Source organism: Bradyrhizobium sp. CFUWI (genome assembly GCF_056429085.1).
Genome location: NZ_JBWJZE010000008.1, coordinates 249,858 through 267,525 on the forward strand (window position 1 = coordinate 249,858; position 17,668 = coordinate 267,525).

At 65.0% G+C, this 17,668-nt stretch carries 17 protein-coding genes and 2 tRNA genes; 18 read left to right on the top strand and 1 reads right to left on the bottom strand.

Going from position 1 to position 17,668, the window contains the following annotated elements:
- Window positions 1-36 precede the first annotated feature (36 nt).
- The 3 genes from AC066S_RS19685 to AC066S_RS19695 all read left to right on the top strand — a co-directional run bounded on the left by AC066S_RS19685 (window position 37) and on the right by AC066S_RS19695 (window position 1,284).
- Window positions 37-768, top strand: coding sequence for a tRNA-uridine aminocarboxypropyltransferase (locus AC066S_RS19685; RefSeq protein ID WP_478270387.1), 732 nt, complete (start codon window positions 37-39; stop codon window positions 766-768).
- Between the two features lie 94 nt (window positions 769-862).
- Window positions 863-936, top strand: a tRNA-Cys gene (locus AC066S_RS19690).
- Window positions 937-1,137: 201 nt separating this feature from the next.
- The gene (locus tag AC066S_RS19695; RefSeq protein ID WP_164718606.1) at window positions 1,138-1,284 is read left to right on the top strand and encodes a hypothetical protein; all 147 of its coding nucleotides are present in this window, start codon (window positions 1,138-1,140) and stop codon (window positions 1,282-1,284) included.
- 86 nt (window positions 1,285-1,370) lie between these two features.
- Here the strand turns inward: AC066S_RS19695 and AC066S_RS19700 are convergent, their stop codons facing one another.
- On the bottom strand, window positions 1,371-1,568 hold the full coding sequence (locus tag AC066S_RS19700) for a hypothetical protein (protein WP_126257709.1): 198 nt from the start codon (window positions 1,566-1,568) through the stop codon (window positions 1,371-1,373).
- A 261-nt stretch (window positions 1,569-1,829) separates the two neighbouring features.
- Between AC066S_RS19700 and AC066S_RS19705 the strand changes: the two genes are divergently transcribed.
- From AC066S_RS19705 to AC066S_RS19775, 15 genes are all read left to right on the top strand, one after another.
- Entirely contained in the window at window positions 1,830-2,090 is a 261-nt protein-coding gene (locus tag AC066S_RS19705) for a hypothetical protein (protein ID WP_478270388.1), read from the top strand.
- A 333-nt stretch (window positions 2,091-2,423) separates the two neighbouring features.
- Window positions 2,424-3,344: an ABC transporter substrate-binding protein gene (locus AC066S_RS19710; RefSeq protein ID WP_126257707.1), complete on the top strand. Its 921-nt coding sequence runs from the start codon at window positions 2,424-2,426 to the stop codon at window positions 3,342-3,344.
- A complete protein-coding gene (locus AC066S_RS19715; protein WP_478270389.1) occupies window positions 3,344-4,966 on the top strand; it encodes an amino acid ABC transporter permease/ATP-binding protein in 1,623 nt (540 codons plus the stop codon). The genes AC066S_RS19710 and AC066S_RS19715 overlap by 1 nt, the downstream gene beginning before the upstream one ends.
- Before the next feature lie 43 nt (window positions 4,967-5,009).
- Window positions 5,010-6,251 carry an acetamidase/formamidase family protein gene (locus tag AC066S_RS19720; protein WP_126257705.1) on the top strand — a complete coding sequence of 414 codons (1,242 nt, stop codon included), beginning with the start codon at window positions 5,010-5,012 and terminating at the stop codon, window positions 6,249-6,251.
- A 160-nt stretch (window positions 6,252-6,411) separates the two neighbouring features.
- Complete coding sequence (locus tag AC066S_RS19725; protein ID WP_478270436.1) at window positions 6,412-8,742, top strand: acetamidase/formamidase family protein; 2,331 nt, start codon at window positions 6,412-6,414, stop codon at window positions 8,740-8,742.
- Between the two features lie 13 nt (window positions 8,743-8,755).
- Window positions 8,756-9,139, top strand: a complete 384-nt coding sequence (locus AC066S_RS19730; RefSeq protein ID WP_478270390.1) for a RidA family protein — start codon at window positions 8,756-8,758, stop codon at window positions 9,137-9,139.
- A gap of 203 nt (window positions 9,140-9,342) precedes the next feature.
- Entirely contained in the window at window positions 9,343-10,506 is a 1,164-nt protein-coding gene (locus AC066S_RS19735; protein ID WP_478270391.1) for a PspA/IM30 family protein, read from the top strand.
- Between the two features lie 10 nt (window positions 10,507-10,516).
- Window positions 10,517-11,179 carry an OB-fold-containig protein gene (locus AC066S_RS19740; protein ID WP_126257701.1) on the top strand — a complete coding sequence of 221 codons (663 nt, stop codon included), beginning with the start codon at window positions 10,517-10,519 and terminating at the stop codon, window positions 11,177-11,179.
- A gap of 19 nt (window positions 11,180-11,198) precedes the next feature.
- Window positions 11,199-12,893 carry a flotillin family protein gene (locus tag AC066S_RS19745; RefSeq protein ID WP_126257700.1) on the top strand — a complete coding sequence of 565 codons (1,695 nt, stop codon included), beginning with the start codon at window positions 11,199-11,201 and terminating at the stop codon, window positions 12,891-12,893.
- A gap of 207 nt (window positions 12,894-13,100) precedes the next feature.
- The gene (locus AC066S_RS19750; RefSeq protein WP_478270392.1) at window positions 13,101-13,469 is read left to right on the top strand and encodes a hypothetical protein; all 369 of its coding nucleotides are present in this window, start codon (window positions 13,101-13,103) and stop codon (window positions 13,467-13,469) included.
- 136 nt (window positions 13,470-13,605) lie between these two features.
- A tRNA-Asn gene (locus AC066S_RS19755) sits at window positions 13,606-13,680 on the top strand.
- Window positions 13,647-14,075 carry a hypothetical protein gene (locus AC066S_RS19760; protein WP_167767666.1) on the top strand — a complete coding sequence of 143 codons (429 nt, stop codon included), beginning with the start codon at window positions 13,647-13,649 and terminating at the stop codon, window positions 14,073-14,075. Before AC066S_RS19755 ends, AC066S_RS19760 begins: the two co-directional genes overlap by 34 nt.
- Window positions 14,076-14,212: 137 nt before the next feature.
- A complete protein-coding gene (locus AC066S_RS19765; RefSeq protein WP_478270437.1) occupies window positions 14,213-14,875 on the top strand; it encodes a protein-L-isoaspartate O-methyltransferase family protein in 663 nt (220 codons plus the stop codon).
- A 206-nt stretch (window positions 14,876-15,081) separates the two neighbouring features.
- Window positions 15,082-16,467, top strand: coding sequence for a TolC family outer membrane protein (locus AC066S_RS19770; RefSeq protein WP_478270393.1), 1,386 nt, complete (start codon window positions 15,082-15,084; stop codon window positions 16,465-16,467).
- Window positions 16,468-16,771: 304 nt separating this feature from the next.
- Window positions 16,772-17,545, top strand: a complete 774-nt coding sequence (locus tag AC066S_RS19775; protein ID WP_167772239.1) for a PopZ family protein — start codon at window positions 16,772-16,774, stop codon at window positions 17,543-17,545.
- The last annotated feature ends 123 nt before the right edge of the window (window positions 17,546-17,668 follow it).

A 17,668-nucleotide genomic window follows, 5' to 3' on the forward strand; every position in this document is an offset into this window, starting at 1 on the left:
GTTGTTGAAGCGGCGCGCGAAGCGTATAGCGCGCCCATGTCGAACCCAGCAGATACGGCCGCTGCCGATCCCATTCCCGAATGCCCGCACTGCCAGAAGCCGATGCCGCTGTGCATCTGCGACAGCGTCACGCCGATTGAAAACCGGCTGTCGCTCCTGATCCTCCAGCATCCGCAGGAGCAGGACAGGGCGCTCGGCACCGCGCGCCTGCTTGCCAGGCATTTCGCCGACGCCACGGTGCGGGTCGGCCTGTCCTGGCCGAGCCTGTCCAAGGCGCTGGGTCGACCGGTCGAGAACGCCGCGCGCTGGGCCGTGCTCTATCTCGGCTCGGCACGCGCCGACGATCTCGAGGCGGAAGGCGAGATCGTCGCGCTCGACCGCAAGGGGGGTATCGCGGAGAACCAGCGCGCGATCCTCGGCAAGCTCGAAGGAATCGTGTTGCTCGACGGCACCTGGAGTCAGGCCAAGGCGCTGTGGTGGCGCAATCCCTGGATGCTCAAGTGCCAGCGCGTGATCCTCAACCCGGCGCACCCCTCGCGCTATGGGCGTCTGCGCAAGGAGCCGCGCAGCGATGGGCTCTCGACCATCGAGGCCGCGGCGACGATTCTGGCCGGCCTCGAGCGGCGCCCCGACATCGCCGACACGCTGAATGCGAGTTTTGAGCGCCTGTTGACACGCTACCGCGAGGTCCAGGTCGAGATGCCGGAATTGGCTCCCAAGCCCGCGCCGAAGGGGCGGCGCGACTTCCGGCGACGCAAGCGAGGCTGACTTCGATCCACATCGGAAGAGCCCCGTTGCCGCCATGGTCGGACGAAGGCGGTTGCCTAAACGCTTCATCCCCTATATTGCTCCGCCCCTACGGGGCCACGTGGCGGAGTGGTTACGCAACGGTCTGCAAAACCGTGTACACCAGTTCAATTCTGGTCGTGGCCTCCATCACAACCCTCTGATTTCTCGGCGTAATTAGACGGCCGGCGCGGCTAGCCGCCGCCGCGCGCCGTCGTCGGCCCAGGGGGTGGAGTCGGCGTGATCACCGGGTTTGCCCGGGGCCTGCTGGAACCCTCCGAATCAGGCCGCTGGCATAGAGTTCGCATCTGCGAAGGCATGCATCTCGTCACCCGAGCACTGGAACCACGAATGGGCGACATCGTCCGATTTGTCCCGAAATCCGAGCAGGAGCGGGCTCGCCTCATCCGTGAGGCCCGCGCGATCTATGACAGCATCTTTCCGTCGGCCACGCCCGACCGGGCGCCGCAGGATGGCGAGGATCGCGTCAAGACCTGATTGTGCTGGGTCGGGGTCTCCGGCGCCGACCCCATAGCAAAACGCCCGCGGAAGGCGGGCGGTTCGGTTCACGCTGAACGCGGCTATCAGCTGGCCGCGTACCAGTCGTCGGGAAACGGCAGGAGGGGCCAGGCGCCCTCATTGTCATTGGCGGCTTTGGGCGTCGCGTGGAGGCTCCACGAGCGCCGCACGAACTCCTCCTCCGGCGCGGGGGCGAAATTTTCAATGACCATGGCGTCCCGGACGGCATCCAGCAGCAAGTTGAATTCGGCTTCGCTTCTCATGGCACCCTCGCAGAACGCGGATGGCGCAATGTCGCAAAGCCAGCTTGTCATCCGATTGAGCCGATCGTTCGCATTTTAACGATCTGGCGATCGAGGCTCGATTGGTTAGCGATTTTTAGAAGTCCCGGCGGGAACCTACGTTCTGCACCCCCGCCCGCAGTGTGAAAGAGATCACATCCCGCGCGATTTATTTCTCCTACCCCTTCGCACGACACCGGCCAGGACAGGCCGGGAGGCGGCAGCGCAGACAGGAGACTGGTCATGAAGGCGAGGTTCTTGCGGTTTGCGGGTGTGAAGAGCCGGGCGCGCGGCGCCTCCACGGTCGGGCTGTTCCTGACGCTGTTTGCCTCCGCTGCCCATGCGCAAGGGACGGCGGAGCAGCGCCGGGCCTGCACCCCCGATGTCTACCGGCTCTGCGCCGGCGAAATTCCCAATGTCCGCGCCATCACGGCCTGCCTGCGCCGTAACCGCTCCAGCCTCAGCGAGACTTGCCGCAGCGTGTTCGACCAGGCCGGCGGGTGAGCCCGCCTGTGGATTGTTGCGCAGCAAGTAGCTTGCACGCACGCCCGAATTCCCCGCAGCCGCCCTGTGGATATGCTGCGGATAGATTGTTGACCGGTGAATTGCGGCAGCGCCGCTGCACGGAGCAAGACCCATCGTCTCTTGCGAATTTGGAAGCTCGAATCGGGCGCCCTGGCATGCGACCAGTTTTTGTGCAGCGCCATGCCCAAACCGCGGGCCTCCTCGATCCAATTTTTTGTACGCCCGCGGACAAGCTTTTCAAGCGGGATCCCACCTAGCTTCGCCGTCGACCTGGAACATGGCAGGCGCCATGACAACGCGAAGGAGCTGGAGATGGAGAGACGGGTTTTGCCGTTGGCGCGGCGGGAATTGGCGCGCGCATCATTGTCACCGCGCAAGCTCATGCTCGGCGCCGCCGTCGCTTTTGGACTCCTCGTTGCCGCACCGCTGAGCGCGCAGGCCGCAGCGCCCGCCGCCTGCGCCGCGCTCCAGGAAAAGTACCCGGACTGGAAGGGCAAGACGCTGGTCAACGCCATCAATCCGCATACGCCGGGCTATGAGACCATCGATCCCAAGGATCCCAGCAAGTATATCGGCTTCGACATCGATCTCGGCGAAGCCATCGGCGAATGCCTCGGTTTCAAGCTGACCTACAAGGCGGTGACGTTCGCGGCGCTCCTGACCACGCTCGCCGCCGGACAGGCCGATATCGTGATCTCCGACATCTATGCCACCAAGGAGCGCGCCAAGGCCGCCGACTTCATCACCTACTCGAAGGTGTTCGACGGCGTCCTGGTCGCCAAGGGCAATCCGAAGGGCATCAACGGCATCAACATGTCGCTGTGCGGCGCCGCCGCCGCCGAAAACACCGGCTATGTCGAGGTGCCCCTGATCCAGGCGCTGATCCCGGAATGCAAGAAGGCCGGCAAGCCCGAGCCGACCATCCAGCTCTACGACAACAACGCCAACTGCATTCAGGCGATCCTCGCCGGCCGCGCCGACACCTACATCAACGACGTCAACACCGTCGACAGCGCCGTCAAGGCCTATCCGGACAAGCTGGAGAAGGCGATCGCGGTGACGATCCCGTATTCCGTCGGCATCGCCGTGCCCAAGAACAAGCCGAAATTCCGCGACGCCGTGCTCGCCGCGCTGATCGAGGTGCAGAAGGCCGGCACGCACATGGAGCTTCTGAAAAAGCATGGGCTCGATGTGAACAACTTCATGGAGCCGGAAATTCTCACGGCCGACTGATGTCGCTGTTCCTCCACTATCTGAGCATGCCGTATCTGCTCGCGGGCATCGAACTCACCCTCGAGGTGACTGCCCTCGGGCTCGGCGGTGGATTGATCCTCGGATTGATCCTCGCCGGCATGCAGCTCTCCCGCTTCTGGCTCCTGGCGGCGATCGCCAGGGCCTACACCGTGATCTTCCGCGGCACCCCGCTGATCCTCCAGATGGTGTTCGCCTACGACGCGCTGCCGCATATCGGCATCAAGCTGCCGGCGGTGCTGGCAGCCGGCCTCGCGCTCGCCTGCAACGAGGCGCCGTTCATCGCGGAGATGCTGCGCGCCGGCGTGCTCGGCGTCGATCGCGGGCAGCTGACGGCGGGGCAGGCGCTCGGCATGACGCCGTCAGTGCTGATGCGCAGGATCATCGCGCCGCAGGCCATCCGCACCATGATCCCGGCCTTCGGCAACGAAGCGGTGAGTGCGCTGAAGAATTCCTCGCTCGCCTCGGTGATCGCGGTGCAGGAGCTGACCTTGCGCTCGACCCAGCTTGCATCCTCGACCTTCGATTTCTTCTCGATCTTCTTCGCCTCGGGTCTGCTCTATCTCGTGCTGACCGCCAGCATCAGCGCGATCCAGCTCTTCGTCGAATGGCTGCTGGATCTCGACCGCACCACGCGCCGCGAGCGCAAGCTCGCCGATTATATGCCCTGGCGCCGCGTCGATCTGGTCACCAAGCTCGAACTTGCCGATGCGCCCGTCGCCGATCCGGAGCCCGCGCCAGCAGAGCCCGCGGCCACGCCGCCGCTGGCCCTGACGCGCGAGGAGCGCGCCCGCCGCGCCGCGACGATTGCGCGCAACAATATCGCGGTCGAAGTGAAGGACCTCACCAAGAGCTACGGCCCGCAGAAGGTGCTCGCCGGTCTCGACCTCACGGTGCGCATCGGCGAAGTGGTCGCGTTGCTCGGCCCGAGCGGCTCCGGCAAGAGCACGCTGCTTCGCTGCATCAACCACCTCGAAAACTGGGATGCCGGCACCGTGCGCGTCGGCGGCCGGCGCCTCGGCTTCGGCGAGAACGGCAAGCCGTTGTCGCCGCGGGCGATCGCCAATGAGCGCGCCAGTGTCGGCGTCGGCATGGTGTTCCAGCAGTTCAATCTGTTCGCGCATCTTTCGGCCAAGGAGAACATCGCCGGCCCCTTGCGCTGGGTTCACGGCATGACCCGCATCGATGCCGATCGCCGCGCCGCCGAGCTGCTCGATCGTGTCGGGCTTTCGCATCGCGCCCATGCGCTGCCGCGGCATCTCTCCGGCGGCCAGCAGCAGCGCGTTGCCATCGCCCGTGCGCTGGCGCCGAACCCGAGCGTGCTGCTGCTGGACGAGCCGACCTCGGCACTCGATCCGGAGCTGGTCAACGAGGTGCTGGAGGTGATCCGGCGCCTGGCCATCGACGACGGCCTCACCATGATCATCTCGACACACCAGATCCGCTTCGCCGACGAGGTCGCTGATCGCGTCGCCTTCCTGAGCGGCGGCGCGATCATCGAGGAGGGGCCTGCGCACGATGTGCTCTCCAATCCCCGCAATCCGCTGACGGCACGATTCCTCAGCGTGATGGAAGCCGACAAGACCCCGGAGACGGTGCGATGAGCGGCGCATCCGCAAGGTTCAAGAGTCCCGAAGAGGCCATTTCATGAAGCATGTCACGCTGCCGGTTTCGCCGAAAACCGTCCACTGGGGCTATTTCTCCAAGACAGTAGCGCCGGCCCTGACGCTGCGCTCCGGAGATCGCGCCACGATCGAGACGCTGACCCACCACGCCAATGACGATTACGAGCGAATGATCCAGGGCGATCCAGGCGCCGAAAGCGTGTTCCAGTGGACGCGCGAGCACAAGGCTGTCGCGCGCCGCGGCTCAGGTCCGACGGAAGGCCCGTTCATCCGCGGCGCAGGCGAGGGGATCGGCGTGCATTTGCTCACCGGACCGGTCGCAATCGAAGGCGCCGAGCCCGGCGACATTCTGGAGGTGCGCATCCTCGACGTCCGGCCACGGCCGAGCTGCAGCGCCTGCCATGCCGGCCGCTGCTTCGGCTCCAACGTCGCAGCCAATTGGGGCTTTCACTATCACGACCTGATCGAGGAGCCGAAGCCGCGCGAGGTCGTCACCATCTTCGAGCTGGACACGTCCGGCGAGCCCTACGCGAAGGCGGTCTACAATTACGTCTGGACGCCGCAGACAGATCCTGACGGCATCGTGCATGCGACCATCGACTATCCCGGCGTCCGCGTCGATCACGCCACCATCAGGAAGCGCCAGAACATTCTCTCCAGCGTGAAGGTGCCGGCGCGGCTGCATTTCGGCACGATGGGCCTCGCACCGTCGGAAGCCGACTTCGTCAGCTCGATCCCGCCGAGCTACACCGGCGGCAACATCGACGACTGGCGCATCGGCAAGGGCGCGCGGATGTTCTATCCGGTTGCCGTCCCCGGCGCCTATTTCTCGGTCGGTGATCCGCACGCCGCGCAGGGCGACAGCGAGCTTGGCGGCACCGCGATCGAGACCTCGCTGACCGGCGACTTCGAATTCATCCTGCACAAGAAGGCCGACCTTGCCGGTACCAGCCTCGAAGGCCTCGACCACCCGATGCTGGAGACCGACCACGCCTGGTCGTTCTACGGTTTCACCTATCCGAACTATCTCGCCACGCTCGGCGCCGATGCGCAAACCGAGATTGCTAATCACTCGAGTCTCGACCGTGCGATGCGCGATGCGTTCAGAAAGCTCCGCCGCTTCCTGATGACGGTGCATCGTCTCAGCGAGGACGAGGCGATCTCGCTGATGTCGGTCGGGGCCGATTTCGGCGTCACCCAGGTCGTCGACGCCAATTGGGGCGTCCACGGCACGATCCGCAAGAACATCTTCCGGTGCGACTGAATCTCTGCACGTCGTCATGCTCTAACGCTTTGAAGAGCAGCCCGTTTTTCAGGATGGGATGGTGACCGACGAACCTCGTCTTCGGCCCGTCGCGGCGACGGATGACCGCGTGCGTCTGGCACGGAGGTTGCTTCGATCGACTGCAATCTGGGTCGATCCGATGAGCTTCCGCCCGTTCACGAGCGAGTCCTACGCGCAAGACGACCGCCCAGAAGCCTGGCGGGACGTGCTGGCCGCGGTCGGCCTGCAGCCGGCGGGTGGCCACAGCGTATTGGACGGACACGCGACCGCATCGCACCGGCACGCCGCCGGTGTCGCGCTGACGCGCATGGCTGCGGGCGCGCAGAGCGTCGTTCCGCTCTCACGAGCAAGCGAAGACCTTCCCATCGCGCTGATACCGGTCGAGGACGGCATGGTGCTGAAGAGCGCCGGCAGTCATCGTATCGTTCCCGTCGGTCATCTCGTGCTGCTGCCCCGCAGCGGCGATTGGAGCATCGTGTTCCAGCGCGACATGCGCGCCATCGTGCTGTCGGTGACATCGGAGGCGCTGCACGGTCGCCTTTCGGGCAAGCCGCGGCTCGGCGGGCCGCGCGTCGTTCCGCCGAGCGGCTTTGCCGACGTCTTCTCCCGTCTGCTCGATGCCACTGCACGGACGCTCGACACTCTGAGCGATCCCGAATGGAATTCGGTCGCGCAATCCTTCGTCGATTTGCTGCTGACGCTGGTGCATCAGCTGGCGTCCTCGGCCTCCGATGCTGGATCGAGCGCGACGCAGGCCGCGCTGCTGCACCGGATCTGCCAGACCATCGAGCGTCGCCTCGACGATCCCGATCTGGTGCCGGCGCGCGTCGCGCAGGCCGAGGGGATTTCCGAACGCTACCTGCAAAAGCTGTTCGAGACGGTCGGGGACAATTTCACCCACTACGTTCGCGAGCGCCGCCTCCAGCGCGCCTGGGCCGACCTATCCAACCCAACCGAGGCACATCGCTCGATCTCGGAGATCGCCTACGCCTACGGTTTTGGCGACTCCGCGCATTTCAGCCGCGCCTTCCGACATCGCTTCGGCCTGCCGCCGCGAGAGTTTCGCCAGCAGGAGGCGGAGCGCGCGACTGCACAGCACGGCGTCGCCGGCCAGCGCGGCTGGCCGCAGGAGGCACTGGCGCAGCTTCGCGTCCATCAGAGCTTGGAGACGCGCAGCAGTGTCGCCTGCGCCGGCGCCGAGGCGCGCACGACCGCCGAACGCCGTCATCACCATCTGCCGGTCGAGGCCAGCCGCGTCCATTGGGGTTATTTCAGCCGCTCGCTGCCGCCGCAGATCGAGATCGCCTCCGGCGACACCATCACCATCGAGACGCTGACGCAGCACGCCTCCGACGATCCCGAGCTGATGATCGCCGGCGATGCCGCTGCCGAAAGCGTGTTCGGCTGGACACGGGACAGGAAGAACGTCGACCGCCGCGGCGCAGGGCCCATGGATGCCAGCGTGTTCGGCCGCGGTGCCGGCGAGGGGTTCGGCGTGCACATCTGCACCGGACCCGTCGCTGTGAAGGACGCCCAGCCAGGTGATGTGCTGGAGGTGCGCATCCTCGACATCGTGCCGCGGGCGAGCCGCAATCCGAACCATGCGGGCCGTGTGTTCGGCTCCTCGGTCGCAGCTTGGTGGGGCTATCACTACAACGAGTTTCTCGGCGGTCCCAAGCCGCGCGAAGCGGTCACCATCTACGAGATCTTCGACGACGCCGAGGTGCCGCACGCCCGTGCGCTCTATTCCTACCGCTGGGAGCCGCAGACCGATCCGTTTGGCGTCGTGCACACCACCTACGATTACCCAGGCGTTCCCGTCGCATCCGCCACGATCAAGCGCCGCCATGCCGTACTCGACGGCATCAAGATCCCCCTGCGTCCGCATTTCGGCGTGATCGCTGTGGCGCCGCGCGAGGTCGATTTCGTCGATTCCGTGCCGCCATCCTATTTCGGCGGCAATCTCGACAATTGGCGGCTGGGGAAGGGGGCAGCCGTGTATCTTCCGGTCTCTGTTCCCGGGGCACTGCTATCGGTAGGCGATCCCCATGCCGCGCAGGGCGACGGCGAGCTCAGCGGCACCGCGATCGAATGCTCGATGACCGGCACCTTCGAGGTGATCCTGCATAAGAAGGCCGATTTCGCCGGCCGGCCTTTCGCCGATCTCTCTTATCCCCTGATCGAGACCGAGACCGATTGGGTGCTGACCGGCTTCAGTCATCCGAACTATCTCGCGGAGTTCGGCGCCCAAGGACAAAGCGAGGTCTACGCCAAATCTTCGCTCGATCTCGCCATGAAGGACGCGTTCCGCAAGATGCGGCGCTTTCTGATGAACGTCAAAGGCCTCAGCGAGGACGAGGCGATCGCGCTGATGTCGGCCGCCGTCGATTTCGGCGTGACGCAGGTGGTCGACGGCAATTGGGGCGTGCACGCCATCCTCAGCAAGCGCCTGTTTCAGGACGCATCTTAACAAGGACACTCAAGTGAAATTCCACATGATCAGCGGCGGACCGAAGCCGGTCGCGCCCTTCAGCCACGCGGTGGAAACCGATGGTTTCGTCTTCGTCACGGGCCAGATGCCGGACACGCCGCAGACGCCGGGCGTGCTGCCCGAGGGCATCGTCGCGCAGACCCGCGCCGTGATGGAGAACCTGAAAGTGGTGCTCGCCGGCCTCGATCTCGGCCTCGAGCATGTCGTGATGACGCGAGTTTATCTCACGCGCTTCAGGGAGGACTACACGGCCATGAACGCGACCTACCGCACATTCTTTCCGCCGGACCGGCTCCCCGCGCGCACCTGTGTCGGGGTCACCGGGCTCGCCTATGACGCGTTGATCGAGATCGATCTGGTGTGCCGTCGGCCGTGACGGTCGGCAGGGTGGGCCGAGAGCGTGCTCATTTGTCTCAAATCGCAATCTGTGCGAGCAGAAAATCTTGATCGGTTGTGAGAAGAGGTATTGGGGTGGGCTTGAACGTGGTCGGCGACCGGCGCGACTAACCGGCAGAGTGCCGAGGGATCAGAGGAATGTGAACAACCCGCCTCTTCCTAAAGTACTAAAACGGTGCTTTAGTGCTTTTCATGAGCCAGTCCTCTCGAAACGCTCCATCCGCGCTGCGATACAGGCTTGCCCCTGACCCGGCCGCCAAGGCCGCACTGGAGGCGACGTTCCAGGCCTATGACCGCATGATGGAAATCCTGGATGAGGTCGCGCGAAGCCACAACGTCGGTTCCAACGTCGTGCTGCTGCATGCCCACGCCTATGACCCGATCCGCAAAGCAACCGCGCTGCCGTCGCGTCTGGTGACGCTGGGCCTGCGCGACCGCAGCGAATATCGCGCGGCGCAGGGCCGCCGTCTGCCGCTCGACGACAAGCTCGCCAAGATCAAGGGCCCGGCCACCATCTCGATTGCGACCGTGCAAGGGCGCTTCAGCGTGCCCTTCGACTATGCCGGCTATGCCGAGGGCTGGGGGCAAAGCGTGCCCGCGTGCCTGGTTCGCACCGAGGACGGTTTCGAAGTCCACTACGGCGTCACGCCGAACATTCTGCCAGAGGAGGAGAACGCTATGGAGAACATCGCTGCCGCTCCCGACAATTTCCTGTCCCGGGTCGGGCGCCTGATTGCCGGGATCGCTTACGACGCGATCGAGCAGGCGGAAGGCAAGAACAAGCTTGGGGTGGTCGGACAGGCCATCCGCGAGATCGAGCGCGCCGAGAGCGAAGCGCGCGACGCGCTCGCCGCCGCGCGCGCCGAGGAATACCGCCTCAACGCGCGCCGGACCGAAATCGAGCGCGAGATGGCCAACCTCACCCCCAAGATCGAAGCGGCGATCGCCGATGGCCGCGACGACCTCGCTCGCGCCGGCATCGCGCGGCAGATGGATCTGGAGGCGCAGTTCGACGTGCTCTCCCGCGCCATCGACGAGAACAACGAGAAGATCGAGCAATCTGTGACTTCGCTGCGTGCGGTGCTGTCGGCGCTCCAGGACGCCGAGCAGCGCCGCGCCGAGCTCGAAAAGAGCGAGGCGGCCGCAACCCAGCAGGGCTCGACGGCGTCCCGTAAGCAGGGTGGCACTTCCGCAGCAGCCAAGGCCTTGCGTGCGGGCAGGGCGGTGGCCCGCGCCACCGGCGTGCCCCAGGCCATCCCGTATTCGAGCGATATCGACGAGCTCAGCACGCTCCATCGCGACAAGGAAATTGCGGCGAGGCTGGCGCGTCTCAAGTCACGCACCTGAGTGCCGTGTCATGAGCGCTCTGCTCGAACACGTCATGTCGCCGGAGGTGAGGCCGTTCGCGATTGCGGCGGCCATGATCGTCATCGTCGGCTCGATCGAGGCGGTCTCGATGCTGGTCGGGGCCTCCTTGAGCGAGATGCTCGGCGCCCACTTCGATTTCGGTCATCCCAGCGACAATGGCGTGATCAACGCCATCTCCTGGATCAATGTCGGCGGCGTGCCGCTGTTGATCTTCCTGCTGCTGCTGCTCGGCGCCTTCTCCATCACCGGCTTCCTGATCCAGGACGTCGCGCAGATGGTGGCCGGTCCCTTGCCGGCGACGGTCGCCTCGGTCGGGGCGGTCGTGGTCTCGGTTCCACTGGTCCGCGCCGCCAGCCGCGCCATCGCGCGGGTCATTCCCAAGGATGAAAGCTACGCCGTCGGCCTCGGCGACCTCGTCGGCCGCATCGGTGAGGTCGTCATCGGCCCGCTCGACCAGGGGCCACCCGGCCGGGTCAGCGTCGCCGATGTCCATGGCAACCGCCATTTCGTCTCGGCGGTCGCGGCGCCGTCATCGGCACCTTTGCCGCAGGGAACCGCCGTCCTGCTCGTCGATCGGGCCGGCACGCGCTTTGTGGCGGTCAAGGCCGACGATGAACTCAAACCTTCCAAGCCCAGTCTAAGCAGCAGCTAGGTCATTATCGGAGAAAGTCATGTTCGACATCGCAGTTCCGGCCATGATCGGCGTCGCGCTGATCGTCGTCCTGGGGATCGTCTTTACCATCCTCTACAAGCGTGCCACCCGCGACGAAGCCTTCGTGCGCACCGGCCTTGGCGGCAAGAGGGTCGTGCTCGACGGCGGCGCCATGATCCTGCCGATCTTCCACTCCTATGCCAGCGTCAATCTGAAGACGCTGCGGCTCACCGTGGAACGCAAGGAGCGGGAATCCCTGATCACCAAGGATCGCCTGCGCGTCGACATCGTCGCGGAGTTCTACGTCCGCGTTCGTCCTGACGACGAGAGCATCGCGCTGGCCAGCCAGACGCTGGGCGCGTTGACCAACGACGCCGAGGCCTTGCGCGACCAGGTCGAGGCCAAGTTCGTCGACGGCCTACGCTCGGTGGCTGCGACCATGACCATCCTGGAGCTGCAGGAAAAGCGCAGCGATTTCGTCAAGCACGTGCAGGCGACCGTGGAGTCCGACGTCAAGTCCAACGGTCTCGAGCTGGAATCGGTGTCGCTGACCAAGCTCGACCAGACCGACGTGAAGTTCTTCAACCCCGAAAACTTCTTCGACGCCGAGGGCCTGACCCAGCTCAAGACCATCACCGAGACCCGCCGCCGCGACCGCAACGCCATCGTGCGCGACAACGAGGTCGCGATCGCGCAAAAGGACCTCGAGGCGCGGCAGCAGACACTGACAATCGAGCGGACCAAGAAGGAAGCCGAGCTTTCGCAGGAGCGCGACATCGCCAACAAGACCGCGAGCACCCGCGCCGAGGTCGCAACCGCAACCCAGACCGCGCGCCTGACCGAGGAGAACGCCCGGATCGATACCGACAGGGCAGTTGCCGAAAAGGAGGCCGGTGCCAAGCAGGTCAAGGAAACCGCAGTGATCGAATCGGATCTGGCGATCAACAAGCGCAAGACCGATGCCCAGCGCGAGATCCAGATCGCCACGCAGGAGAACGAGATCCAGATCGCCGCCAAGAGCAAGCAGACCTCGGAAGCCGTCGCCGAAGCCAAGACCGCCGAAGCGCTTGCCGTCTCCGCGGAGGAAAAGGTCGTGACTGCGCGTGCGGTCGAGGTGGCCGATCGCGCCCGTCTCACCCAGGTGCTTGCTGCGCGGACCGAGGCCGAACGCAAATCGACCGAGCTGATCGTCGCGGCCGAGGCGGAGAAGAAGGCTTCGCTCGATCGCGCCGAAGCCGTGAAGACGCTGGCCACGGCCGAAGCGGAGTCCAACAAAATCAAGGCCGTCGGCGTCCGCGACATCGGTGAGGCCGAGGCCGCCGTCATCACCATGAAGAACGAGGCGCAGAACAAGCTCGGCAGCAACATCATCGACTTCGAGATCGCCAAGAGACGGATCGAGACGATGCCGTCGGCGCTGGCCGAAATGGTCAGGCCGATCGCCAACCTCAAGGACGTCCGTATCCTGCACACCGGCGGCGCGTTCGGCGGCAACGGCGCCGGCGGTGGCAATGTCGGCTTCGGCGAAGGACTCGCCGGCGAGCTGCTCAAGGTGCACGCGCTGCGTCCGATGATCGACGAGATCCTGCGCCAGGGCGGCTTTGCGCCCGGCGACGATCCCGTGCAGGCGCTGGTCGGTGCCGTGACCGGAAAGAGCAACGGCGCCGCTGTGCCGGCGCCAGCGCCGGAAAAGGCAAACGCCGCCGATCTATGAATGCCGGTTCATTGCTGCGGAGAATTCGAAACGATAGAAACAGGTCCTGCGCGTCTCGCGTCGCGCAACGTTCCGGAGTGCAGATCGACGGCGTGTTGAACCTTCGATCGTGCTCCGAACCTGTCTTGAGGCAACGCTTTTGTTGCCGCGGCGCCTGCGCCGATCGACGCCAGGCGCCGAGGCCTGTTTCGATCGGAGGATTTTCACATGAAGTATTTTCTGACTGGATTGATCGCGATCGGTCTTTCGATCGCCGCCATGCCGTCGGTCGCGGCTGACGCCCGCAACGTCACCATCGTCAACGAGACCGGCTATGCCATCAAATTCCTGGGCTTCAACGCACCGAATGACGGCCTGGACGAGTGGGACAACGAACTGGAGAAGGTGTTGCAGAACCAGGCCAGCACCTATGTCGAGTTCGACGAGGACGACGAGGGCTGTGTCTGGAACATCCGCGTCGACTGGCAGAGCTACGACGAGGCCGTGCTGTGGAAGAACGTCAACCTCTGCAAGATGACCGCGCTTCGGCTGCGCTACGATTCCGGCACCAAGACCACCTCGTTTCTTGCGGAATAGCGGCTGCCGACAATGTCCGGAGGAAGGGCCGTTCAGACCCTTCCTCAAGGACGTTTCGGATGACGACGAATTCGTCCTTTGCAAGCGCAAGCGGCTTTGTTATACGCAGCCGCGCGCGAACGACTGGTTCGCCTTTTCCTCGGTAGCTCAGCGGTAGAGCATCCGACTGTTAATCGGATGGTCGCTGGTTCGAATCCAGCCCGGGGAGCCAAATTTTTCCGTAAATTCAACAAGTTGTGGCCGCATCCTCGTGCGACGCGCGATCTCGTTGCATCTTTCTCTGAGCCGCGAATCCACGATTCCTGCCTCGAATTCGCGTTCAAACAGATGTGTGGATGGGCGTCGTCGCGCCATGCGGACGGCGCCAAATCGACCCAATTGAAATCGAGCTTCGACAGCTGCCGGATCTTTACGGAGCTGATTCGCATGCCACACATCCAGGTCGACCGTTCCCAAATGGCCCCCTCGATTCTGCCGGCTGAGATCCCGGAGCTCAGCGACGACGAATGCCTCGCCTGTCTGGCGCGTGCGGTCGAGACGCCCGATTCGGCGCGGCTGGATGAGGTCGCAGCTCTGATCGGCCGGCTCGCGGTGGCGATCGAATAATCCGTTCCGACGCCGGGTGCGGTCAGATGCGGAAGCCTTAGTCCCGCAGGCGAACGGCCGTGTTGCGTTTTGGCCGTGCATGCTCCAAAGATGCCGCGATTTCGTCCGCGGCATCGTCCGCATTGCAGGGTCCGCAAATGTCCGGTTTTTCGACCGCGCGCCTCAAAATGGTCGATGGCCAGGTGCGCACCAATGACGTCACCGACCGTCGTGTTCTCGATGCCATGCTTACGGTTCCGCGCGAGGCCTTCGTGCCGGCCGCCCGGCAGGCACTGGCCTATCTCGATCTCGACCTCGACGTGAGCGAGGGCACAGCCAAGCGATTCCTCATCAAGCCGCAGCTGACCGGCAAGCTGCTTCAGGCCGCCGAAATCGGCGAGGGCGACAGCGTGCTGGTGGTCGGCTGCGCCACGGGATACCTCGCGGCGCTGGCTGCCAAGCTGGCCCGCCAGGTCACCGCAACGGAATGCGATTCGGCGCTCGCCGCGAAGGCCAAGGATGCCTTGACGTCGCTGGGGCTTGCCAATGTCACCTGCAAGGCCGCTTCCTGCACCGAAGGCGACCCGTCCGCCGCCCCCTTTGACGTGATCATCCTCAATGGCGCTGCCGAGGTCATGCCGGAGGCGCTGCTCGGGCAGCTCAAGGAGGGCGGGCGCCTGGTAGGGGTGTTCGCCGAATCCAGGCAGCCGCGGGCCATGATCATGACCCGGACTCACGGTGAATTCGGCCATCGAACCCTGTTCGACGCCACCGCGCCGGTCCTTCCCGGGCTCGAACGGGCCGCCGCTTTCGTCTTCTGACGACCCAAAGCCCGTTAAAATCCCGTTCTGAATCAGAAGTGTGGCCGGGATGCTGCACGTGAAGAGTTTCCACCGAGAACTACCTTGAGGTGGTTCCGTCATGCCCATCCGCGTCCTATGTTGCGGCGGGGCAACGACTCCACTCGGTAGACGGTAACCCAGCTCGCGGGCACGAGCCGGGCGTTAGAATGAACGGAATTTCAGGGATGCATGGGGTGAAGCTCTTCACCGGAGCTGCGGTTTCGGTCCTGTTGCTGGCGCTCGCCGGGCCGGCGCCTGCCTTGGCCGACACGATCGAGGCGGCACTGGTGCGCGCCTATCAGAACAATCCGCAGCTCAACGCACAGCGTGCCCAAGTGCGATCAACTGACGAGGGCGTTCCGCAGGCATTGTCCGGCTACCGGCCCAAGGTCAATCTGACGGCGAGCGGTGGCTATCAGTACCAGGATTTGCAGAGTGGCGTGGGGGCTGACTCAGTCTCCGGAACCAGGACGCCCCGCAGCGTTGGCGTTACCGCGACGCAGACGCTCTACAACGGCAACATTACCGCCAACAGGACGCGGGCGGCGGAGAGCCAGGTTTCCGGCACCCGTGAAGCGTTGCGCGGTATGGATCAGAGCGTGCTGCTGAGCGCCGCAACGACCTACATGGACTATCTGCGGGACGCCGCCACGCTCGAGGTCCAGCGCAGCAACGTCCGCGTCCTCGAGCAAACGCTGAAGCAGACCCGTGATCGCTTCAATGTCGGCGAGGTGACACGCACCGACGTCGCGCAATCGGAAGCGCAGCTGGCTGCCGGCAGGACCCAGGCCCTTACCGCGGAATCGAATCTCAACACGACTCGCGCCGCCTTCCGTCGGGTCATCGGCAACGACCCGACGAACCTTGCGCCGGGCTCACCGGTCGATCGGTTTCTTCCCGCAACGCTTGCCTCGGCGATCGAGCTCGGTCTGGTCGAGCACCCCGACGTGACGGCCGCCATGTACGGCATCGACGTCAACTATCTGCAGGTCAAAATCGCCGAGGGTGCGCTGCTGCCGACACTTACGGCTCAGGTAACGGCCCAGCGGGCCGACGAACAGTCCTTGATTCAGATGCGCTCGTACACCGCATCGGCGATCGCGCAGCTCCAGGTGCCGATTTATAATGGCGGTGGCGAATATTCGCTGATCCGCCAATCCAAGGAAAATCTGGCGCAGCAGCGCCTCAATCTCGAAAAGACTCGCGATCAGGTTCGCGCGACCATCGTGCAATGGTGGGGTTCGTTGCAGGCCGGCAAGGCGCAGGTGCAGTCGGCGCAGGCGCAGGTGACGGCGTCCGAGATCGCGCTCAATGGCGTCCGCGAGGAAGCCAAGGCCGGTCAGCGCACGACCCTCGACGTGCTCAACGCGCAGCAGGCGCTGGTCAATGCGCGCGTCGCGCTCGTGACCGCGCAGCACGACCGGGTCGTCGCATCCTACAACGTCCTCGCCGCCGTCGGCCGTCTGGCGCCGCAGGTGCTTGGCCTTGCGACCAATGTCTACGATCCCAGCGTTCACTACCATCAGGTCCGCGACAGCTGGGCCGGCGTGCGCACGCCTGACGGGCGCTGATCCCCGTAATCGTCCGGTCGGCCTCGCGAACAGCCGAAGCCGACCGGCGCTTTGCTTGCAATCATCAAAATCCCTGACATAGCCTTGCCAGGACAATGCGGGTCGATTCGCCTCGTATTGATGCCGTATGCGTAAAGCTTGAGTGCCGGGGGCAGGGGCGCACCGCCGCACGTTGAGCCGTGATCTGGGGACAAGTCGGGCTGCCGCGACGAAAATGGCAGGCCGCCCGCCCGGAACCGGGCCAATCCTGTCTTGCTTGGTGTAAAACAACGCATGCGAGGGCGTTGATGATGTGGAGTCGGAGATGACGCAGCCTGCAAAGGTCACAGAACCCTCGATGGAGGAGATTCTGGCCTCGATCCGGCGCATCATTGCCGACGACGAGGCCAAGCCGCCGCCGGCTGAGACCGCCAAGCCTGAGAAAGCCGCGGCCCCCGCAGCGCCGCCAAAGCCGCAGGCGATGAACGACATTCCGCCCTCCAAGGTCGCACCGGCCAAACCGGCCGCCGAGAAGCCCGCTCCTCCTCCGGCCGCAAAGCCGGCCCCAGCTCCCGCACCTGCGGCGGATGCATCGCCAAACAGTCAGGACGATATCGACGCGCTGCTGGCGGGACTCGACGCAGCCACACCCGCGCCCGAGGTCCGCGCGCCTGAGCCTGAGCCGGAGCCCGAGCCTGAACCCGACGTGCTCGAATTGACCGACGAGATGGCGATGGATCCGACGCCGGCTCCGCCGCCACCGAGCTTTCGCAAGGTCGAGCCGCGGGACGATCTCGAATTCGCCGAATCGCCGCCACCGCGTCCGACCCCGCCACCGTCCTACGCGCCGGTGGACTTCGACGCCCCGCCGCTGCCGCCGCAGCAGCCGATCCTGGCGCAGTCGACGGTCTCGGCGGTGGAATCCGCCTTCAACTCCCTGGCCCATACGGTGCTGAGCAGCAATGCACGCACGCTGGAGGATCTGGTCAAGGAGATGCTGCGTCCGATGCTGAAATCCTGGCTCGACGACAATTTGCCGGGCCTTGTCGAACGCATCGTGAAGGCCGAAATCGAGCGGGTCTCGCGCGGCGGCCGCTGACGCGGGCGCTGCGGCCCCGATAAAGCCCTGCTCCTGCGGCATATTCGGCCCGCGGACCGGGCTGGAAAGCCTTTTTGCCGCTGAGCTTTCCGTTGACTTGCCCCGCGCACGCGGCTTTCTAGC